Origin of the sequence: Myxococcus faecalis, assembly GCF_050039385.1 — a bacterium.
GTDB classification, from domain to species: Bacteria; Myxococcota; Myxococcia; order Myxococcales; family Myxococcaceae; genus Myxococcus; species Myxococcus fulvus.
Window position 1 is genome coordinate 8,294,324 of record NZ_CP144336.1, and the last position, 19,939, is coordinate 8,314,262.

Annotated in this window: 20 protein-coding genes; 15 read left to right on the plus strand and 5 right to left on the minus strand. The window is 71.2% G+C overall.

What is annotated here, in order from left to right; genetic code table 11:
• The first annotated feature begins 115 nt into the window (after positions 1 to 115).
• The 6 genes from VZQ01_RS33480 (at position 116) to VZQ01_RS33505 (ending at position 6,471) form a co-directional block, all read left to right on the plus strand.
• Positions 116 to 307 (plus strand): hypothetical protein, encoded by a 192-nt coding sequence (locus VZQ01_RS33480; protein WP_223784056.1) that lies wholly within the window; start codon positions 116 to 118, stop codon positions 305 to 307.
• Between the two features lie 224 nt (positions 308 to 531).
• Positions 532 to 1,128: an RNA polymerase sigma factor gene (locus tag VZQ01_RS33485; protein WP_223745623.1), complete on the plus strand. Its 597-nt coding sequence runs from the start codon at positions 532 to 534 to the stop codon at positions 1,126 to 1,128.
• Positions 1,125 to 4,136 carry a CHAT domain-containing protein gene (locus tag VZQ01_RS33490; protein ID WP_426745665.1) on the plus strand — a complete coding sequence of 1,004 codons (3,012 nt, stop codon included), beginning with the start codon at positions 1,125 to 1,127 and terminating at the stop codon, positions 4,134 to 4,136. The genes VZQ01_RS33485 and VZQ01_RS33490 overlap by 4 nt, the downstream gene beginning before the upstream one ends.
• 106 nt (positions 4,137 to 4,242) lie before the next feature.
• Positions 4,243 to 4,416, plus strand: coding sequence for a hypothetical protein (locus tag VZQ01_RS33495; RefSeq protein WP_153882679.1), 174 nt, complete (start codon positions 4,243 to 4,245; stop codon positions 4,414 to 4,416).
• A gap of 239 nt (positions 4,417 to 4,655) precedes the next feature.
• The gene (locus VZQ01_RS33500) at positions 4,656 to 4,847 is read left to right on the plus strand and encodes a hypothetical protein (protein WP_223784059.1); all 192 of its coding nucleotides are present in this window, start codon (positions 4,656 to 4,658) and stop codon (positions 4,845 to 4,847) included.
• Between the two features lie 286 nt (positions 4,848 to 5,133).
• A complete protein-coding gene (locus tag VZQ01_RS33505) occupies positions 5,134 to 6,471 on the plus strand; it encodes a M24 family metallopeptidase (protein ID WP_426745666.1) in 1,338 nt (445 codons plus the stop codon).
• Between the two features lie 9 nt (positions 6,472 to 6,480).
• On the opposite strand, the gene VZQ01_RS33510 is transcribed toward VZQ01_RS33505, so the two are convergent.
• Together VZQ01_RS33510 and rtcR are read right to left on the minus strand one after the other, a co-directional pair.
• The gene (locus VZQ01_RS33510; protein ID WP_426745667.1) at positions 6,481 to 7,383 is read right to left on the minus strand and encodes a hypothetical protein; all 903 of its coding nucleotides are present in this window, start codon (positions 7,381 to 7,383) and stop codon (positions 6,481 to 6,483) included.
• A 163-nt stretch (positions 7,384 to 7,546) separates the two neighbouring features.
• On the minus strand, positions 7,547 to 9,169 hold the full coding sequence (gene rtcR, locus VZQ01_RS33515; RefSeq protein WP_223745628.1) for an RNA repair transcriptional activator RtcR: 1,623 nt from the start codon (positions 9,167 to 9,169) through the stop codon (positions 7,547 to 7,549).
• Between the two features lie 145 nt (positions 9,170 to 9,314).
• Between rtcR and VZQ01_RS33520 the strand changes: the two genes are divergently transcribed.
• On the plus strand, positions 9,315 to 10,550 hold the full coding sequence (locus VZQ01_RS33520; RefSeq protein WP_426745668.1) for an RtcB family protein: 1,236 nt from the start codon (positions 9,315 to 9,317) through the stop codon (positions 10,548 to 10,550).
• A 132-nt stretch (positions 10,551 to 10,682) separates the two neighbouring features.
• On the opposite strand, the gene VZQ01_RS33525 is transcribed toward VZQ01_RS33520, so the two are convergent.
• Positions 10,683 to 11,126, minus strand: a complete 444-nt coding sequence (locus VZQ01_RS33525) for a hypothetical protein (protein ID WP_248544514.1) — start codon at positions 11,124 to 11,126, stop codon at positions 10,683 to 10,685.
• Positions 11,127 to 11,359: 233 nt separating this feature from the next.
• Between VZQ01_RS33525 and rtcA the strand changes: the two genes are divergently transcribed.
• Entirely contained in the window at positions 11,360 to 12,376 is a 1,017-nt protein-coding gene (gene rtcA, locus VZQ01_RS33530) for an RNA 3'-terminal phosphate cyclase (RefSeq protein ID WP_223784062.1), read from the plus strand.
• 66 nt (positions 12,377 to 12,442) lie between these two features.
• Here rtcA and VZQ01_RS33535 read toward each other — a convergent pair whose 3' ends face one another.
• The gene (locus tag VZQ01_RS33535; RefSeq protein WP_223784063.1) at positions 12,443 to 12,709 is read right to left on the minus strand and encodes a S41 family peptidase; all 267 of its coding nucleotides are present in this window, start codon (positions 12,707 to 12,709) and stop codon (positions 12,443 to 12,445) included.
• Positions 12,710 to 13,142: 433 nt separating this feature from the next.
• Here VZQ01_RS33535 and mutM point away from each other — a divergent pair, with 433 nt between their 5' ends.
• The 3 genes from mutM (at position 13,143) to VZQ01_RS33550 (ending at position 15,719) form a co-directional block, all read left to right on the plus strand.
• Positions 13,143 to 13,997, plus strand: a complete 855-nt coding sequence (gene mutM / locus VZQ01_RS33540; protein WP_426745669.1) for a bifunctional DNA-formamidopyrimidine glycosylase/DNA-(apurinic or apyrimidinic site) lyase — start codon at positions 13,143 to 13,145, stop codon at positions 13,995 to 13,997.
• Positions 13,998 to 14,093: 96 nt separating this feature from the next.
• Positions 14,094 to 14,336: a hypothetical protein gene (locus VZQ01_RS33545; protein WP_046715044.1), complete on the plus strand. Its 243-nt coding sequence runs from the start codon at positions 14,094 to 14,096 to the stop codon at positions 14,334 to 14,336.
• 9 nt (positions 14,337 to 14,345) lie between these two features.
• Positions 14,346 to 15,719, plus strand: coding sequence for a sigma-54-dependent transcriptional regulator (locus VZQ01_RS33550; RefSeq protein ID WP_141325876.1), 1,374 nt, complete (start codon positions 14,346 to 14,348; stop codon positions 15,717 to 15,719).
• A 1-nt stretch (position 15,720) separates the two neighbouring features.
• Here VZQ01_RS33550 and VZQ01_RS33555 read toward each other — a convergent pair whose 3' ends face one another.
• Positions 15,721 to 16,434: a hypothetical protein gene (locus VZQ01_RS33555; RefSeq protein ID WP_223745636.1), complete on the minus strand. Its 714-nt coding sequence runs from the start codon at positions 16,432 to 16,434 to the stop codon at positions 15,721 to 15,723.
• 105 nt (positions 16,435 to 16,539) lie between these two features.
• Here VZQ01_RS33555 and VZQ01_RS33560 point away from each other — a divergent pair, with 105 nt between their 5' ends.
• The 4 genes from VZQ01_RS33560 to ruvA are packed head-to-tail and all read left to right on the plus strand — an operon-like array spanning position 16,540 to position 19,667.
• Positions 16,540 to 17,664, plus strand: coding sequence for a response regulator (locus tag VZQ01_RS33560; protein WP_426745670.1), 1,125 nt, complete (start codon positions 16,540 to 16,542; stop codon positions 17,662 to 17,664).
• Between the two features lie 49 nt (positions 17,665 to 17,713).
• Positions 17,714 to 18,463, plus strand: a complete 750-nt coding sequence (locus VZQ01_RS33565) for a YebC/PmpR family DNA-binding transcriptional regulator (RefSeq protein ID WP_223745638.1) — start codon at positions 17,714 to 17,716, stop codon at positions 18,461 to 18,463.
• A gap of 23 nt (positions 18,464 to 18,486) precedes the next feature.
• Positions 18,487 to 19,062, plus strand: a complete 576-nt coding sequence (gene ruvC, locus VZQ01_RS33570) for a crossover junction endodeoxyribonuclease RuvC (RefSeq protein WP_408889782.1) — start codon at positions 18,487 to 18,489, stop codon at positions 19,060 to 19,062.
• The gene (gene ruvA / locus VZQ01_RS33575; RefSeq protein ID WP_141325881.1) at positions 19,059 to 19,667 is read left to right on the plus strand and encodes a Holliday junction branch migration protein RuvA; all 609 of its coding nucleotides are present in this window, start codon (positions 19,059 to 19,061) and stop codon (positions 19,665 to 19,667) included. Before ruvC ends, ruvA begins: the two co-directional genes overlap by 4 nt.
• Positions 19,668 to 19,939: the final 272 nt, after the last annotated feature.

Sequence of the window (19,939 nt, forward strand, 5' to 3'; positions counted from 1 at the left end):
CGCTGGGATGTGGGAGGTTCAACGCAACAAGAAGGACCTGGGGCGTCTTGTTCCATGAGGACCGCGCGCTCCCGCATCCGGCGGGAGAGGGACGAGGTCCCAGGAGCCGCGTGCCATGACGGGCAGGATGAACGAGGCGCAGTCTTCGGAGCAGCTCACCGCGACGGTGATGCTCCCGGAGGTCCACCCCCCCACTCCGGGACAGTCCTCTGACGTGGAGCCGGGTGGCGCCGGGGAGGTGGCCGTGCCGCCGCCTTCCTCCAAACCGGACGTGAGGGACCCGCCTCCGGGTGGGCCGCCGGGCTGAGCGCGTGCGCGGCCGACGGCGCGCGTTGCTCGTAGGGCATCCGAGCGGGCGTCCGAGGTGCTCGGTGTCAGTCCCACCACGTCCCGGGGCCACCCGGCCCCAGGGCCCGGAGCGATGTCCTGGAGCCACCGGAACCCTGCGTGACTGCGTCGGTTTCCAGACGACGACCCAAGGATTCCGGGTGGCTGCGTTTCGAGTGGGCGTGGAAGGAGGGCGAGGGGTCGATGAAGGACCATCGCATTGCCTCGGTGAAGCGATTCGCCGTGGCCTACAGTGCCAGCGTGGCACACGAAGGCTTCGAGGAGTTTGCTCAGCGCGTCAGGCCCATGCTCGTGGCCCTGGCGAAGCGTCTGTGCGGTCAGGGGGGCATCGACCCGGAGGACCTGGCGCAGGAGGCGCTGGTGCGCGCGCTCGTGCACCACGCGGCGTTGTCCGCGCAGCCGGAGCCCGTGTATCGCGCGTGGCTGTGCCGGGCGTTGACCAATCATTTCCTGGACCAGTGCCGCAAGCGCCGCACGGAGCTGCTGGAGCAGGAGCGCCGGGACATCCGGCTCGTGCGCGAGGACGTGGGCTCTCCCGACGCGGTGACGGGGGAGATGTGGGAGCGGATCTCCGACGCGGACCTGCTCAAGGCCATCGCCCGGCTGCCCAACGCCCGCGTGCGTGAGGCCTTCGAGCTGCACGCCAAGGGCCTGCGCTACCGGGCCATCGCCCAGCGCATGGGCGTGCCCGAGGGCACCGTGGGCAGCTGGCTGTTCCAGGCGCGCAAGGAGCTGCGCGAGCTGCTGATGCCGCTGACGGATGGCGGAGGGGACGCATGAGCCCCCCGTGTCACAAGCTGTACCTGTTCCTGGATGGTGAGCTGCCCCCGGTCGACGAAGAGAACTTCCGCCACCACCTGGCGCGCTGTCCCATGTGCGCCACGGGCCTGCACGAGGCGATGCAACTGGAGCTGCTCGGCTTCCAGGCGCTCCACGAGGAGGGGCTGCCGTCCGATGACGCGCTGACCGCCGCGCCGGAGGTGGTGTTGCCCGCGTGGCCCACGCCGCCCTGGCCCCGGCCGTCGTGGCGACAGCGGCTGCGCTCGCTGAGCCCCACGCGGCCGCGCGCCGTGCATGTCTGGGCCGTGGGAGGCGTGGCGCTGGCCGCGGTGCTGCTGGCGCTGGTGCTGGCCGTGCCGATGTCGCGCGAGGCGCCGCCCGAGGTGTGGGGCGCCCATGTCGAGCAGCGAGGGCTGGAGGGGCGCGTGGCGTATGCGCGGGCGGATGGGTATCGGCGCTACGTGCCGATGCGCGCCGGGCCCGGGGCGCCGGAGTCGACGACGCCCCTGCCGCTGAGCGAGCTCGCCGAGCTGGAGGAGCAAGGAGACCTGCACGGCATCGCCGCCGCGTACCTGGTGCGGCAGGACTGGCGTCAGGCGTCGGATTTCCTGCGACGCACGCGGCCTTCCGTCGACCGCGACAGCGACCTGGCCCTCATCGCGCTGGAGCAGGGGCGGCGCGAGGAGGCGCTGGAGCTGCTGGAGGCCGTGCTGCGCGCGGCGCCGGACCATCCCCAGGCCCTGTGGAACCGGGCGCTGGTGCTGCGCGAGCTGGGGCTGTCGCTCCAGGCGGCCGAGGCCTTCGACGCGGTGGTGAGGCTGGCAGAGCCGGGCTGGAGCGAGGAGGCGCGCCTTCGCGCCACGGCGCTGCGCAGCGAGACGAACCTGCGCTCGCGCGACTTCCACGATGCCCGCGCGGCGGCGCAGAACCTCGCTTCGTTGGATGGCTCGCGCCTTCCGCTCGAGGAGGCCCGCCGCTTCCCGGGCGTGGTGCGCCTGGTCTTCTATGACGCGGTGAGGGCCGCGCCCACGCGCGAGGCGGTGCTGCGACTGCTGCCGCTCGCGCGGGTGCTGGACGAGGTCCAGGGGGGCTCCACGCTGGCCGACACCGTGAACCGCGTCTCGCTCGCGGACTTCGAGCGCCGAGGGCCCCTGGCGCGCGACTACGCCCGGCTGCTTCGCCAGGAGCACGCCGACCCGGACGCGTTCCTGGAGACGCTGCGACGCTCCGGAGAGGACGACCTGTACCTGGGCGCGCTCGTCACGCTGGACGCGGCGGAGCGACACCTGGACGACTTCGAGCGCATCGCGCGGGCCAGTCAGGACGCGTGGCTGGTGCTGCTGGCCGAGCGCGAGCTGTCCGTGCGCGAGGAGCGCGAGGGGCAGTGGTGGAAGGCGGAGCAGCGGCTGCGCGCGGCCCTGGCGTCCTGCACGGGGCGGGGGCTGGCGTACCGGTGCGCGACGCTGCGGCGCAGGCTCGCGGACCTCTTCGTGCGCCTGCACCGCCCGGCCGACGCGCTGGAGGAGGCTCGCGAGGGCCTGCGTCTGACGCGTGAGTTGGGCGAGTGGAACCTGGAGCAGCAGTTCCTCCAGGAGATGGCGCAGATCGCCCGCTACCGCCACAGCGCCGCCAGCGCGCGCGCGTTCCTTCGCGAGTCGCTGTCGCGCATCCCCGATGACTGCGAGCAGCGCACGTACGTGCACCGCAACCTGGCCTCCGTGGCGTGGGCGGACTTCCGTCCGGACGAGGCGCGCGACGAGCTGGAGCAGGCCACGCGCTGCGGACGTCCCCTGGGCATGCCCGGCGCCTGGGTGTTGTCCCATCTGGCCCGCCATGGCGCGCCGGTGCGCGACGAGGACCTGATGCGGCGCACGCTGGGCGAGCTGCGACGCGGCCCGCGCACGCCGGGGGAGCTGGCGCTGCTGTCCTTCCTGGAGGGCCAGTTCATGCTGGAGCGCGAGCGCGCGTCCGGGCGTGAGCTGCTGCTCGGCGCCATCGACGCGGCCCAGGCGCTCCCGCTCGACGTGGACGCGCGCAAGGCCCGCACCTTCGCCTATGGCGTGCTGGTGAGCGACGCGGGCCGCGCCGGCGCGCAGGAGCAGGTGCTGGAGCTGATGGGTCAGGCCCTGCGCGTGCCCGTGCCGGAGCGCTGCGTGCTCGCCGTGGCGGTGGACCACGAGCGCACGGTGGCCGCCGTGAAGGACTCCCAGGGGGCGCTCGTGGGCACGTACGACGACCACCGCACCGCGCCCCTGCATGCTTCCGCCGACGGGCTCGTCCCGGCGAGGCTGGTGGCGGCCCTGCGCGGCTGCGCGCACGTGGATGTGCTGGCCCTTCCTCCCGTGCATGGCCTGCCGGGCCTCCTGCCGGCGGACCTGGCGTGGAGCTACCGCGTGGGTCGCTCGGGCGTCGCCCCGGAGACGCGCGGACAGGCGGGCCATCACCTGGTGGTGACGGGCGTGGAGGCGCCCCGCTCGCTGGGCCTCGAGAAGCTCCAGCCCCTGGAGGCGCCGCGCGTCCCGGACCCGCTGCGGGTGGAGCTGCGAGGCGCGGCGGCCACCCCCTCGCGCGTGCTGCGCGAGATGGCCCAGGCGCGGGAGATAGAGCTCCACACCCATGGCCTCTTCAGCCCGGAGCTGTCGGACGCCTCGCTGCTGGTGCTGGCGCCCGAGGAGGATGGCCGCTACGCGCTCTCGGCGACGCAGGTGCGCGAGCAGCCGCTGCACGGCGCGCCCCTGGTGCTGCTCGCCGCGTGTGGCGCCGCCCGCGCCGCGCCCTTCCTCCACGAGTCGGTGAGCCTGCCGGTGGCCTTCATCGAGGCGGGCGCGCGCACCGTGCTCGCCTCCACCGGCGACATCCCCGACACCGCGGGGCGCTTCTTCGAGTCCGTGCGCGAGCGCATCCGCGCCGGAGCCCCGGCCTCCCAGGCCCTGCGCGACGAGCGCCTGGCGTGGCTGTCGCGCGAGCCCTCCGCGACCTGGCCCGCCCTCGTCCTGCTGTTCGAGTGAAGTGTCCGCTCCTCAAGGATTCCGACCCGCCACGTTCTGGTGTTGACGCTCCGCCACACGTCGCGGCGCGTCGACCTTGAACCGTCGAACCCAGGGGGAGCCTCACATGAGGAATTCGAACTCGAGGATGCCGGGCCTCATCGCCCACGAGATTCCAGATCCACCGCCGGAGCGGGACCGGGGCCTGCGCGCCCCCACGGAGGAGGCCCCCGAGGCCCTCTCCGCCAGGCCCTCCGTCCCGCAGCCTCCCGCCAGCCCCGCTGTCAATCCGGAGCGGTGAAACACGTCTCAGGGGTGACATGACTCTCCCGATTTTCCGGTGAGTTGCATGTTTTGCGGGCGTTTCTCGTGAGGAGGAGCGCCCGTTTTATTTCACCGCGAAACACTCAAGAAAAAGGGCTCGCCGCGTATTTCAGATGGAAGACGGCGGCGGCGGGGAGTGGAGCTGCATCGACTGCATCGCGACAGGGGGGAGTGATGTTCCGATGTGACGCGAGGGGCCAAGGGGAGTCTCACGGGATGTGGGCGCCGGAGGAGCGGGGCGCGGGCGGCGGGAGCTGGGGGGCGTTGGCGGAGGGTGGGGGACGGGAGCTGGGCGGGGGGCGGTGCCGGGGGGGCGCTTCTTCTGAAGAGGATGAGCCGCAGCGGGAGGCGCGTGACGCGGAGCTCCTGCTGGACGACGACCTGGATTTCCAGATCGCCAGCTACTGAGATTTTGGCGCGAGGGTTTGGGAGCGCTTCACACGGGCAGGCGGCGTCGGGGGACGACCGTCGCCTCTGACGGATGGCGTCGTGAAGGTGGGGGAGACGACGCGAATGACTCCAGGTCGTGGGGGGGCGTCATCCGGGAGGGCCTGCGTGGTGCGTGGTGGAGGAAGGGGCAGTCCGCGCCCCAGGTCCTCCGCCTCCGGAGTCTCCAAGGGCTCCGGAGGTGGGGGACTTCGGTGAGTGCCGTCTGGGCGATAGGGTGTGGCTCCTGCTCGACTCGGAGTCCCCAATGACCCTGCTGAAGTGGGCGGCCCTGCCGCTCCTGTTGTTGTCCGCGTGTTCGACGTCCCGGTGTGTCCAGGCCCGGGACGAGAAGCCCCGGCTGTTGCCCATGTCCCAGCAGATTGCGCTGCGGGAGGGCTGGCTGCGGAAGCGCCACGACATGTTGCTGGAGATGATGCGCCGCCATGGCGTGGGCATGTGGATTGTCGTCAACGAGGAGTTCCATGACGACCCGCTGACGCAGTACGTGGCGCCGCCGCGCCCGTACGCCGGCAACCGTGACGTCTTCGTCTTCGTGGACGCGGGGGCCGAGGGGCTGCGGCGCGTGGCGCTGACGGGCTACGCGGAGGAGGCGGTGCTCCAGTTCTTCGAGACGCCCGAGGAGGGCAAGTCCGGGCCGGAGTTCCTGGCGGAGCTGGACGCGCGCCACCAGCCGAAGGCGATTGCGCTGGGCATCGACGGCAAGCGGGGCGTGACGCGCAGCCTGACGCGGGACGGGTATGCGTGGATTCTGGAGGCGCTCGGGCCGAAGGCGGAGGCGCGCTTCGTGAGCGCGGCGCCGCTCATCGAGGAGTACCTGGACACGCGGCTGCCCGAGGAGTGGGAGCACTACCAGGGGCTGGTGGAGCTGACGGACGAGGTGGTGAAGGAGGCCTTCTCGTCGAAGGTGGTGGTGCCGGGGAAGACGACGGTGGGGGACATCCGCCGGTGGCTCTACGACAGGCTGTGGGCGCTGGGCGTGAGCACGTGGTTCCAGCCGGACATGCGCGTGCAGAGGAAGGGCGGGGTGAACTCCAAGTCGCGCGGCTTCCTCGCGGTGACGAAGGAGGAGGTCGTCATCGAGCGTGGGGACCTCATCCACGTGGACTTCGGCATCAGCTACCTGGGGCTGCACACCGACTGGCAGAAGATGGCCTATGTGCTGCGCGAGGGGGAGACGGACGCGCCCCAGGGCTTGAAGCAGGCGCTGGCGAACACGAACACGCTCCAGGATGTGTTGATGCTGGAGGCGTCCCGGCCGGGGCGCTCGTCGGCGGATGTGTATGACGCGACGATGGCGAGGATGGATGCGCTTGGAATCACGGCGCAGGTCTACAGCCATCCGCTGGGCAACCAGGGCCACGCGCTGGGCGCGTCCATCGACTTCCGCTCGGCGACGCGCAAGGAGGCGCCGAAGCTGCTGCGCGAGGGCTCGTACATCGCCATCGAGCTCAACACGTCCACGCCGGTGCCGGAGTGGGACGGGCAGAAGGTCGCGGTGATGGAGGAGGACCCGGCCTATCTCACGCAGGAGGGCTGGAAGTTCTTCGTGCCCCGGCAGGAGGCCTTCTACCTCATCAAGTAGCGGGCCCTGTCAGAAGCCGACGCCGAGCCCCAGGCCCAGCGCCCACATCCGTGACGCGCTGGGCGCGGGGTGGGCCCGGGGGGCGCCCAGGTCGATGCGCACGCCCGCGCGGGCGAAGGCGGGCCCCAGGCGGACCCGGACGAAGGGCTCCAGCGAGACACGGGCGTCCTCTTTGTCCCAGGTCGCCTCGGTGAGGTGGGGCGTGACGACCTGCACCCGTGCGCCGGGCTCCAGCATGCCGAGCCCGAGCGCGGCCTCCAGGCTGGCCTGCGCGACGAAGTGCGTGTCCCTCGCCGTGCGGGAGACGGGGATGAGCATTCCCAGTGCCACGTCCGCGCGGAGCTGGAAGCCGGGCAGGTCCAGGCCCACGGCCATGGGCAGCACGACGGAGGTGGTGTCGAGCGCCCACAGCCACGGGTCCGCGAGCCCGCGCACCGCGGCGGCGGTGGTGTAGTTGGCGTCTTGTGTCTCCGGCCTGCGCGCGTCGAGCTCGTCGGCGTCCTGATGGCGGGCCAGGGGCGCGGCGACGCCCACGCCCATGCGCACGAAGACGGTGTCATCGACGAAGGCGCGGACGTTGTGCAGGCCGACGAGCAGGTTGGAGGAGCCCAGGTGGCTCCTGCGTCCCTCGATGGCGCCGGCGGGGTCCACCGAGGTGTAGGGCAGTCCCCAGTCGAGCCGGAGCTGCGAGTGCTCGGAGAGCCGGAAGCCGGCGGCGAGCATGGGCGAGGCATGCCGGGTGGAGACCTGCCGCAGCCGAGGCGCGGAGGAGAGGGTGACGGACGTGGCGAGGAAGTGGTCCGGCTCCCGCACCTGCGCTTCCGCGCTCCGCCCCAGCAGGAGGAGGACGATGGCGATGAGCCACGTGCCTGTCCGGCGACAGGAGTCGAGGTGGAGCTGCGGCGTGGACATGGCGGTGCTTTCGCGTCGAAGGTCCGTCCGGCTCACGGCCCCCCATTGCCTTCAACACCGATGAAGACGCGCTCCGTCACCGTCCTTTGCGTGGCCCGTGCTTTTTCCGGCGGGTCGACTCCAACGGTCGTGGAAACCCCCGAGGGCCACCCGCCGCGTCGAGTCAGCTCACATCGGCCCAGGTCAGGCCGAAGCGCGCCAGGTACTTCTTCAGTCGGTCCGCGTCGTTGACGCTCGACTTGCGAGCACGGGACTGAGCGAACAGCACGCGCCCGGCCTCCGAGAGCGAGCGGCTTCCCTGGCACACGCCCAACACGTCCGCGAGCTGCACGCGGTCGAACCGGTCCAGCTCCGCGGCGAGCTCTTCACCGAGCACCTCCGCGACCCGGTCCTCGCCGCTCATGGATGACACAGGGCCCGGGCGGGTACTGCCTGTCCGCCACTGCGCGCGCAGGCGCTCCAGTTCCTCGTCCACGACCTCGCGAGTGATGCGCCCCCCGGGCGCGAGCGTGGCCATGCGCAGCACCGCGGCGTTGAGGTCCCGGAAGTTGCCCGACCAGCGCGCATCAGGAGAGGTGGCGAAGCGCAGGAAGCGCTCCTGGGCCTCCTTGTTCAGCGTGATGCGCGCGCCCATCGCCTCCGATGCCCGGTCCAGCTCGTAGAGCAGGTTCGGCGGGATGTCCTCGGGGCGCTCACGCAGCGCGGGCAGTCGGAAGGTCCACAGGTTGATGCGCGCGAGCAGGTCCTCGCGGAAGCGCCCGCGCTCCACCTCGGTCTGCAAGTCCCGGTTGGTGCCGGCGATGAGCTGGAAGTCGCTCTCCACCTCCTTGTCCGAGCCCACCGGCAGGAACCGCTTGTCCTCCAGCGCGCGCAGCAGCATGGCCTGCTCGTCCGCGCCCAGCTCTCCAATCTCATCGAGGAACAGCACGCCGCCGTTCGCCTGCCGCAAGAGTCCAGGCCGGTCCTGCAGCGCGCCGGTGAACGAGCCCTTCACATGTCCGAAGAGCGCGGACATCGCGCCGTCACCGCGCAGCGTGGCGCAGTTGAGGTCCACGAACGGTCCGCTCACCGTGCCGCGAGACTTCTTCAGCGTGTAGACGCGGCGCGCGAGCTGCGACTTGCCCGCGCCCGTGGGACCGGTGATGAGCAGCGGCGCGCGCGAGTGGCTCGCCACCTGTTCGATGCGCTCGATGATGTGGTTGAACGCCGCGTTGCGCGTGTCGATACCCGCCTTGAGGTACGACAAACCCTCGCGCTGCTCACGCTGGAAGCGCGCCGCCAGCGTGTCGTAGCGCGACAGGTCCAGGTCGATGAGCGTGTTCGTCCCCGCGCCCGCCTTGTCCCGAGGGTCCGGCGACAGCTGCACCAGCCGCCCCGGAATCAGCCGGCTCTCCACCAACAGGAACATCGAGATTTGCGCGATGTGCGTGCCCGTGGTGATGTGGACGAGGTAGTCCTCCTCCTCGGGGTTGAAGCTGTACCCGCGCACGTAGTCGAGCAGCGCGCCGTACGTCTCCTCCAGGTCCCACGGGTTGCGGATGTCCAGCAGCGTGGTGCGCACCGTGGTCTCCGGCGACACCTGTCGGATGTCCGCCACCACCGTCGCCGCAATCTGTGTGGCCGCCGGCGGGTGCAACAGCTCCAGCCGGTGCACCACCAGGTCCTCCTGTTGGCACAGCGCCACCGTGGGCCGCCACTTCATCCACCGGTTCGGGCCCTGCCCCGTGTCGAGCGTCGTCCCGAGCATGCCCAGGACCACCGTCTGTCGTGCGCGCTTCTTCGCCATCAGGATAGGACTTTATCCGAACAGATACGCCACGCCAGCGTCCACCGGGCGCTCCCCTCTGGAGCGGGCCTGGCACGCCGGCTGCTCTAGGTCCCTGCGTGCCCGGGAAACAGAGCCCAGGGCGAACGACCGAAAGGTGAAGGCCATGGAGCGCAACAAGGTGAACTACGAGGTGCTGTCGGACGAGGCGGGTCGCCCCATCAAGTCGTGGACCGTGGGCGTGCCGTTCGAGGACGAGGCCAAGAAGCAGCTCCGTAACCTCCGTGGCCTGCCCTTCATCCACAAGTGGATCGCCGCGATGCCGGACGTGCACCGCGGTTACGGCGCGACGGTCGGCAGCGTGGTCCCGACGGTGGGCGCGGTGGTGCCGGCTGCGGTGGGGGTGGACATCGGGTGCGGAATGATCGCGGTGCGCACGACGATGCGCGCGGATCAGCTCCCCGACTCGCTGCGTGGGGTGCGCTCGGCCATCGAGCGGGCGGTGCCGCATGGCCGCTCGGACAACGGCGGCCGTAACGACGTCGGCGCGTGGCGCGTGGCTCCGGCCTCCCACCAGAAGGAGTGGGCGCGTCTGATGGAGGGGTATGACCGCATCGTCGCCAAGCACCCTCGCATCGGCCGTGGGCCGGACCTGGGACACCTGGGTACGCTCGGCACGGGGAACCACTTCATCGAGCTGTGCCTGGACGAGTCGGATGGCGTGTGGCTGATGTTGCACTCCGGTTCGCGCGGCGTGGGTAACCGCATCGGAAGCCACTTCATCGAGCTGGCGAAGGAGGACATGCGCCGCTGGTACATCCACCTGCCCGACGCGGACCTGGCGTACCTGCCCGAGGGCTCCGAGCACTTCGATGACTACGTCTTCGCGGTGAGCTGGGCGCAGGACTACGCGGCGACCAACCGCGAGCTGATGCTGCGTGGCGCAATCGAGGCCCTGCGGCTGTGCGGTGAGCTGCCTCCGTTCGAGCTGTCCGACGCGGCGGTGAACTGCCACCACAACTACGTGGCGCGTGAGCACCACTTCGGGAAGAACTGCTTCGTGACGCGCAAGGGCGCGGTGCGGGCGCGAGAGGGTGACCTCGGCATCATCCCCGGCAGCATGGGGGCGCGCTCGTTCATCGTCCGCGGGAAGGGGAACGCGGACAGCTTCCACTCCTGCAGCCACGGCGCGGGCCGGGTGATGTCGCGTGAGGCAGCGAAGAAGCGCTTCACGCTGGAGGACCACGCGAAGGCGACCGCGGGCGTCGAGTGCCGCAAGGATGCCGAGGTGATTGACGAGACGCCGGCGGCGTACAAGCCCATCGACGCGGTGATGGCGGCGCAGTCGGACCTGGTCGACGTGGTCCACACGCTCAAGCAGGTCGTCTGCGTGAAGGGATAGGCGAAACCACCCCGACTCCTGCACGCGAGGTGACCATGCCGGGATGACGACATCGAGGCGCCCGCTCCCCCCAAGAGGCCGCAAGGCCGCCAGAGTGGGGGAGCGGGCGCCGCTATTTCAGGGCAGGGCGCTTCAGCGCGAGCGGCCCTGACACCAGCCGGAGGAGCTGCACGTGCGCATGCCGTCGCACTGACAGGCGCTCCAGCAGCGGTTGGAGCCGCCCGGGTTCCAGGCCTCGTTCCAGTAGTAGCTGGGGCTGGTGCAGCTCACGGCGGGGCGCGCGGTGCCCTGGCACCAGCCGGAGGCGCTGCAGGTGCGCATGCCGTCACATTGGCAGCTGTTGGTGCACCGGTTGGGGCCGCCGGGGTTGCGGCCCTCGTCCCAGTAGTAGTTGTAGAACTGGCACTGCGACTGCTCCTGGGACGTCACCTCGAGCGCCGAGTCCTCGGGCGGAGCGGACTGCGTCTCCTGGGCGGGAGCCTCCAGGGTGTCCGGGCCGCACGCGGACGTGAGGACCATGAGCAGCGCCGCGAGGGGGACCATCAGATTGCGAGCAATGAGACTGCGAGAGACCACGACTGCCTCCAATGCAAGACACGCTTCCGGAGTGAGCGCCTCGGAAGCGCAGCTCGTGTAAGGCCTGGCGGAGGCGCGCGGCGGCTTTTCTGGAGGAGCGCTGGGTTGTGGATGCTTCGGGTGTTGACTGACACCGCGCGTGGCCGATAGCGGGCCAGGGTGCGGGGCGTGCTCGCGCATGTCAGATTGCGCGGGTGGGGCCGTGAGGCGTGGGAAGACGGGAGAGACGAGACATGCTGCGCATCGATGGTTCCAAGGGAGAGGGCGGCGGCCAGGTGCTGCGCACGTCGCTGGCGTTGTCGCTGGTGACGGGGACGCCGTTCACGATGACGAACATCCGCGCGGGCCGCGCGAAGCCGGGCCTGTTGCGACAGCACCTGACGGCGGTGAAGGCGGCCGAGGCGGTGGGCGCGGCGGAGGTGTCCGGCGCGGAGCTGGGCTCGCGAGAGCTCACGTTCCATCCGCGCGCCCTGGCCGCGGGCAACTACCACTTCGCGGTGGGCACGGCGGGCAGCGCGACGCTGGTGTTGCAGACGGTGTTGCCCGCGCTGCTGGCCGCGAAGGCGCCGTCCACGCTGATGCTCGAGGGCGGGACGCACAACCCGGCGGCGCCGCCGTTCGACTTCCTGGCGCGGGCCTACCTGCCGCTGTTGCGGCGCATGGGCGCCGACGTGACGGCGACGCTGGACCGGCCCGGCTTCTTCCCGGCGGGCGGCGGGAAATTCCGCGTGGACGTGCGGCCCCAGGCCTTGAAGCCGCTCTCGCTGATGTCGCGTGGGCGGGTGCTGCGCCGCGAGGCGAAGGCGGTGGTGTCGATGATTCCCTTCGACGTGGCGAAGCGCGAGCTGGAGACGGTGGGCTCGCTCCTGGAGCTGCGTCCCGACCAGCTCCGTCCGGAGGAGTTGAAGCGCGGACAGGGGCCCGGCAACGCGCTCGTGGTGGAGGTGGAGAGCGAGCACGTGACGGAGGTCTTCACGGGCTTCGGGGAGCGAGGCAAGCGCGCGGAGACGGTGGCGGAGGAGGTGGCCGCCGAGGTGAAGCGCTACCTGAACGCGGAGGTGCCCGTGGGCGAGCACCTGTGTGACCAGCTGCTGCTCTTGTGCGCGCTCGCGCGTGGCGGGGAGTTCCGCACGCTGCCCCTGGATGGACACGCGCTGACGCAGCTCGAGACGATGGCGCACTTCCTGGATGTGAAGGTGGACGTGGGCGAGGTGGACCGCGACGTTCGCGACGTGGTGGTCCGCGGCTGATTCGCGCGCCGGTGGGGCTCCAGGCCTTCGTGGCACCTGGAGCCCTCGGCGTTCACCGCGCCGTCGTCACTGGCCGGTGTGCAGGAACTGGATGGCGCGCAGCAGCTCCGGGTCGGTCCCGTGGGCGATGTCCTGGAGGGTGGGCGCGACCTCGATGTGAGGGACGATGCCCACGCCGTGGAAGCGGGACTGGTCGGGGAAGAGAATCCCCATGCCGGTGAAGCTGACGGCCATCTGCCCGGGCAGCAGCAGTCGGGTGACGTTGCCGTTCGTCCCCGCGCTGCGCCGGCCAATCACCGTCACGCGCCGGGCGCCGGTCATCATGAACGACATGTCTTGGAAGACCTCCGAGACCCGGCCGGAATGGCTCATCAGGTCGCGCGAGTAACGCAGCCCCACGCGTCGCGATATCTCCCGCCAGGGGCGGCGCTTCACGCGACAACTATTTCCGAATCATCTCGTCGGCCGACGACCTGAACCCGGGAGGTGTTCCGTACTGGATTCCGAAGGCCTCGGGCCCGCGGTTCGATAGCGCGTTCCCGGCGCGTTCGTTCATCCGAAGGTCACCGGCAGGGTGCGCTCGAAAACGGGAGCGACTTCCTCGAGGAGCCTTCGATTCCGTGTCGTGGGCGGCGGGCGGCGAGCACTCGCGCCGACCCTGCTTCGTCTGGCGGGGACCCGGGCGAGCGGGCTCCGCCCATCGTCATGTGACTGGCGCAGCGCCTTCCTCGCACGACAGTAAGGAGGACGGAGGTCGTGAGACGGGATGGCCGAGGTCCCCGAAGTCGAAATCATCACACGAGACCTGCGGCAAGCGGTTCTCGGCCGGCGGATCGCCGACGTCGAGGTGCTCGCGCCCGCGGCGGTCCGCTTCCCCTCTCCGGAGGACTTCGTCACGGCGCTCCGGGGCCGGCGAATCGTCGACGCGCGGCGACGGGCCAAGTTCATCCTGTTGGGGCTCGATGACGGACAGACGCTCGCCCTCCACTTCATGCTCTGGGGCGAGCTGTCATTGCGGCCAGGCGGCGCCGAGCGCCCCTCCGAGACGCTCGTCGTCCTGACGTTGGAGGACGGCGAGGCGCTCCACCTCACGGACACGCTGGGCTACGCGCGCGTGGCGGTGGGGCCCCCGGCGGAGCTGTCCGCGAGGCTGAAGCTCGAGGAGCTGGGGCCGGAGGTGCTCGACACGGCCTTCACGCCCGAGTTGCTCGCGCGCCGTCTCGGTCGGCGCAGGAGCCCGCTCAAGACGGTGCTGCTCAACCAGCGCATCATCGCCGGGCTGGGCAACCGCGACGCGGACGAGAGCCTGTGGCGCGCGGGACTCGACCCACGGCGTCTGGTGACCTCGCTGTCTCGCGACGAGGTGTCACGGCTGTACCAGTCGATGCGGACCGTGCTCGAGGAGGGGCTCGCGCTGCGAGGCACGCAGCGGGATTTGTTCGGCGTGAAGGGCCAGGCGAAGCATCGGCGCAACGTCTTCGAGCGCACCGGCGCCCCCTGTCCGAGCTGTGCCACCCCCATCACCCACGAGCGCGTCGGCGGGAGGAACACGCACTGGTGTCCCCACTGTCAGCCCGAGGAGGGCACCGCCACGGGGCCGACCCAGGGCGTACTCTGGTAGGGCGCCCATCGCCCGGGCTTCTCGCGCATGGCAGCAAGGCTTGTCCCCGGCACGCCCCCGCTGCGCTTCCCGCCGCCACGCTGTTATGAAGTGGCTGTGTCCGACGTCCCCGCGCCCGCACCGTCCGAGCTCGACTCCGCGCTGGCCCGCGCCAGTGAGGAGCTGGGCTTTCCCAGCTACTACCAATCCTGTGTGCGCCCGCTGCTGCGCAACCCGGAGGGCCGCTGGCCCCGCTGCTGTGGCGGCGGCTGCGAGCCCTGCGCCCAGACGCTCATCCAGGTGGCCCTGAGGACCCTGGAGCTCCTGGGCACCCCGCGCCAGGCGCCGCTGCCGGACTGAGCGCTCATCATGGCCCCCGCCCAGCCGCTGCTGCTCGTCGACGACGACGCCGCCTTCCGCAAGGTCTACGGCCGCCTGCTGCGTGACGCGGGCTACGAAGTGGTGGAGGCCGGCGACCGTCCCTCCGCCCGCGCCGCCTTCGACGCGCGCGACTTCCCCCTGGTCCTGCTGGACTTGATGCTGCCGCCGGATGGCAGCGTCTCCGCGGGCCTGGAGGGACTGGCCGCGCTGCTCGATGCGCGGCCCGGCGCCAAGGTCATCGTCGTCTCCGGCGCGGGCGACACCCGCCACTCGCTCGAGGCCATCCGCCTGGGCGCGCATGACTTCCTCACCAAGCCGGTGGACCCGGACGTGCTGCTCGTCGTCGTGCAGCGCGCGCTCGCCCGCGTGACGCTGGAGCGGCGCGTGGAGACGCTGCGCACGTCCCTGGAGCGCGCCTCGGCGGACGCGGCGATGGTGGGGCAGAGCGCCGCGTTCCTCGCCGCCGTGTCGCTGGCCGAGCGCGTGGCCGCCAGTGATTTGCCCGTCCTCGTCACGGGCGAGAACGGCACGGGCAAGGAGCTGCTCGCGCGCACCGTGCATCTCAAGAGCCGCCGCCACGCGGGGCCCTTCATCCCGGTCAACTGCGGCGCGCTGCCGGAGACGCTGCTGGAGAGCGCGCTCTTCGGCCACGTGAAGGGCAGCTTCACCGGCGCCACGAAAGACCACCGCGGACTCTTCGCGGAGGCGGACGGCGGCACGCTGTTCCTCGATGAGCTCGGGGACATGACGCCCTCGCTCCAGGTCAAGGTGCTGCGCGCGCTGGAGACCGGAGACCTCCTCCCGGTGGGCGCGGACCGCCCCGTCCACGTGGACGTGCGCCTCGTCACGGCCACGCACCGTGACCTGGGCCGCATGCTCCAGGAGGGCACCTTCCGCGAGGACCTCTACTGGCGCGTCAAGGGCGTGGAGGTCCGCCTGCCGCCGCTGCGCGAGCGCGCCTCCGACCTGCCGCTGCTCGCCAAGCACTTCCTCAACCAGTGCGCGCACCTGTGTCCGGATGGCCGGGCGCGGCTGCTCTCGGACGCCGCCGCGGAGGCGCTCGCCGCGCACGCGTGGCCCGGCAACCTGCGCGAGCTGCGCCACGAGATGCAGCGCGCGTCCGTGCTGGCCGGAGAGCGCCGCGAGCTCCAGCCCGAGGACCTGTCCTTCACCGGCAGCGAGCGGCCACGCGCGAGCACGTCGGGCGGCACCACCCTGGCCGCGAAGGTGGAGGCGCTGGAGCGCCGTGAAATCGAGAGCGCGCTGGAGCGCTGTCACAACAACCGCACGCACACCGCGGAGGCGCTCGGCCTGTCGCGGCAGGGGCTGCTCAAGAAGCTGGAGCGCTACGGCCTGACGTGAGTCAGAACAGGCGCGCCCCCAGGCCCGCCTTCACGCCCCAGCCCAGCCGCGTGTCGGAGAGGCCCACGCGCTCGCGGAACGTCTCCAGGCCCAGCTGCCCCGCGAGCAGGATGGACACGTCGTTGCCCAGGTACACCTCCACGCCTCCGCCGCCGAGCACCTGCGCGCGCCGCGACTCGGACTTGGAGAGGCCCACGTCCACGGGCACGTCGACCAGGCCCAGGAGGGTCACCGTCTCCGCCACCCGCCAGCCCACCACCAGCCCGGGCGACAGGCGCAAGAGCACACCCGAGAAGTTCTGGTCGTCCATGTACGTGGAGCCGGAGTTGAGCACCACGCCCAGCCCCAGCGTGGGCGCCATGGACACCGTGCCGTTGTCCATCACCTTCACCCGGCCCACCAGCTCCAGCGCCGCGGACAGCTGGAACCAGTTGAAGCGCGCCCGCGCCTCCAGCTCCAGCAACGACAGGCCCTGGCGGAAGCCCACGCCCAGCTCCGGCGCGCCCGCGTAGCCGTACACCGCCGTCACCCCGGCTGGCAGCGTCACCGGCGCAATCACCGCGCCCAGCCGGTCCTCCGCGGACTCCATCGCCGTCTGCTCCACGCTGACCGAACCCGCCTCCCCCGGTTGCCCGGGGGCGCCCTGCTGGGCAAAGGCGGCGGAGGCCAGGAGCAGTGTGGACACCAGGACGGAGCGAGGGCTCGAGCGCGTCATGTCGCGCACCCTACCGCGCCAGGGAGGTGACGGAAACCCAACGATTCCGAGGACTTGTGTCCAGGTTGCGAAGTTGTCGAACTTCGCTGGAATAATTCGTTATCCATGGCTGCCGCGCTTCCTCATCTCCCCCTGTCGAGCCCTTCCGAGGACGCGGTGCCCTTGGAGGTCGGCTCGCGCCGTCGCGGAGGGCGGAGCCGGGCGCGGGTGCTGCTGGTGGACTCGGACGCGCCCGCGCAGTCGGCGCTGGCGGCGGCCCTGGTGGAGGCGGGCTTCGAGGCGCTGCTGGTGGGCGACGTGCGCGGCGCGCTGGAGGCGCTGGCCTCGGAGGAGCCGTTGCCGCGGCTGGTCATCGCCGAGGTGGAGCTGCCGGACGGTGACGGCTTCAGCCTGTGCGGACAGCTCCGCGCGGACGCGCGCACCTCTCGCGTGCCGGTGTTGCTGCTGGCCCGGCGCGAGGAGGAGTTCCACCGGGACCTGGCCGCTGGCGTGGGCGCGGACGACTACCTGGCGCGGCCGGTGGACGTGGAGGACGTGGTGGCGCTGGCGAGGCTCAAGTCGGAGCGGGCCACGGGCGAGTCCACCTTCGAGTCCCACACCGCGCGGCTGCCGCTGACGAAGGTGACGCGGGCGCTGCTGTCGGGCGTGCGCTCCGGGCGGGTGGTGCTGGCGGAGGGCGAGGGCTGGTTCTCGTTCCGGCACGGGCTGGTGGTGGACGCCATGTTCCACGGCGTGCGCGGCAGCCTCGCGTTCCGGAGGATGCTGGGCTTCGCCCACGGCGACTACGCGGTGGCGCTGGGGCCGGAGCTGCACAAGGGCTCGTTCACCATGGACCGGGCCTATCTGTGCGAGACGGTATTGCCGGCGCTGGAGCGCTTCGAGGCGCTCAGGGCGCGCGGCCTGCCGCTGGCGTCGCGGCTCACGGTGGACTTCGCGCGGCTCGCGCGGGAGCTCTCCACGCTGCCCGAGGACGTGGGCGTGCTGGTGCGGCTGTTCGATGGACGACGCACGGTGCGCGCCGTGCTGCTCGAGTGCGACTTCCCGGAGGTGGTGACGTACGAGGCTGCCACGCGGCTGTTCGCGCTGGGCGTGCTCGTCCCCGCCTGCCTCATGGAGGAGCGCGAGCGCGGGGCGGGCTCGGGCGACGTGCCCGGCTTCTTCGAGCCCCTGCCCTCGGTGGAGCCCGGGGCCAGCGTGACGGAACCGGACGCGGACCGACGAGGGGTTTGACTCCGCGCCCCGGGCTGGGAGACAAGGCCGCCACGAGGCGACACCTTCCATGTCCGGTCACAATCGGTGGTCGAAGATCAAGCGCCAGAAGGCCGCGATGGGCGCGACCAAGGGCAAGCTCTATTCGAAGGTCATCAAGGAGATCACCGTCTCCGCGAGGCTCGGAGGAGGAGACCCCGCTGGCAACGCGCGCCTGCGCGTGGCGCTGGGCCTGGCCCGCGACGCCAACATCCCCAAGGACACCATCGAGCGCGCCATCAAGAAGGGCACCGGTGAGCTGGAAGGGGAGAGCTACGAAGAGGTGATGTACGAGGGCTACGGCCCCGGCGGCGCGGCCGTGCTCGTCGAGTGCGTCACCGACAACCGCAACCGCACCTCCGCGGACGTGCGCTCCGCGTTCGGCCGTCACGGCGGCAACCTGGGCGCCGAGGGCGCGGTGGCCTGGATGTTCCAGAAGAAGGGCGTCGTCACCGTCAAGCCGGGCCCCTCCGAGGACACGGTGCTGGAGAAGGCGCTGGAGGCGGGCGCCGAGGACGTGGTGCCCCAGGGCGCGGAAGGCTTCGAGGTGCGCTGCGCGCCGGCGGACCTGCACACGGTGGCCACGGCCCTGGAATCCGGGGGCCTTCCGCTGGGCGAGCAGAAGTGGGTGTATCTGCCGCAGAATACGCTCCAGCTCGACGGCGACAACGCCAGGAAGATGCTCAAGCTGATGGACGCGCTCGACGAGAACGACGACGTGCAGAACGTGCACGCGAACTTCGAGATCGAGGAGTCCCTGATGGAGTCCTTGTCGCAGTAGCGGCGGGTGGAACGGAGTCAACGGTGCGCGTCCTCGGTGTGGACCCCGGCAGCCGCTTCATGGGCTACGGCGTGGTGGAAGAGAAGCGGGGCCGCCTGGTGCACGTGGGCCACGGCGTCATCAAGGTCGACGAGAGCGCGCCCCTGTCCTTCCGCCTGAAGGAGCTGCACGCGGCGCTCAGCGCCCAGCTGGCGCACTTCCGTCCGGCGGCGGTGGCCGTGGAGGGGGTGTTCACCTTCCGCAACGCGCGCAGCGCGCTGGTGCTGGGACACGCGCGCGGCGTGGCGCTGCTGGCGGCGGCCCAGGTGGCGCTGCCCGTCTTCGAGTACCCGCCCGCGAAGGTGAAGAAGTCGGTGGGCGCCGGCGGCGCGGACGGCAAGGACGCCGTGTCGCGCATGGTGAAGACGTTGCTGGGGCTGCAGGCGGTGGACCTGGGGCGCGCGGACGCGAGCGACGCCCTGGCCGTGGCCCTGTGCCACCTCAATCACGGCCGGTCCGCCATTCCCACGGCGGGCCCGACCACGAAGAAGCGCAAGGGCGCCGCGGCGCTGCTCGCGGACAGGCTGGCGCCGTCCTATCGGCGTCCGGAGGCGGGATGATTGCTCGGTTGCGGGGAGTGGTGCTGGAGAAGGACGCCGAGGACGCCGTCATCGACGTGCAGGGCGTGGGCTACCGGGTGAACCTCTCCACCCTGTCGCTGGGCAAGCTGCCCCCGGAAGGCCAGCCGGTGGAGGTGCGCATCCGCACGGTGGTGCGCGAGGACGCCTTCGAGCTGTTCGGCTTCCTCTCCAAGGCCGAGGAGGACGTCTTCCTGCTGCTCAACGGCGTCTCCCGCGTGGGCCCCCGCATGGCGCTGGGCGTGCTGTCCGGCATGGAGGTGCCGGAGCTGGTGGCGGCCCTGTCCCGCGGCGAGGTGGCCCGGCTGGCGAAGATCCACGGCGTCGGGAAGAAGACCGCCGAGCGGCTGGTGCTGGAGCTCAAGGACAAGATGAAGAACGTCCACCTGGAGGCGGTCTCCCGGGGCACCGCCCCCGCACCCGCCAGCGCCACCCAGTCCGACCTGGTCTCCGCCCTGCTCAACCTGGGCTACAAGCCCCCGCAGGCGGAGAAGGCCGCGGAGCTCGCCACCAGCCGGCTGGGCGCCGACGCTTCCTTCCAGGACCTGTTCCGCGAAGCCCTCAAGTCCCTCCGGGCAGGGGGCTGATGCCTTCCGGACAGCCTCGTCCCCGGGTGTAGCCGGGAGGCCAATTCAAGACCTCCCTGGACAGCCCGCACAACCGTTTCTCCTCTAAGAAATCGAAACGGTCCGAGGTCCGACGGGCCCGGTGTCCTCCGCGTGGCACCTGTTGGCCTACGTCGCAGCATGGCGGACACCCTGAGCCTCCCGGTTCCCTCGGTGAGTAGCGAGTTCCGCCACTGGTGACACTTTCCAGCCACAGCGGTGGGGGCGCGGCCTCACCCAGGACAAGGAGTTGC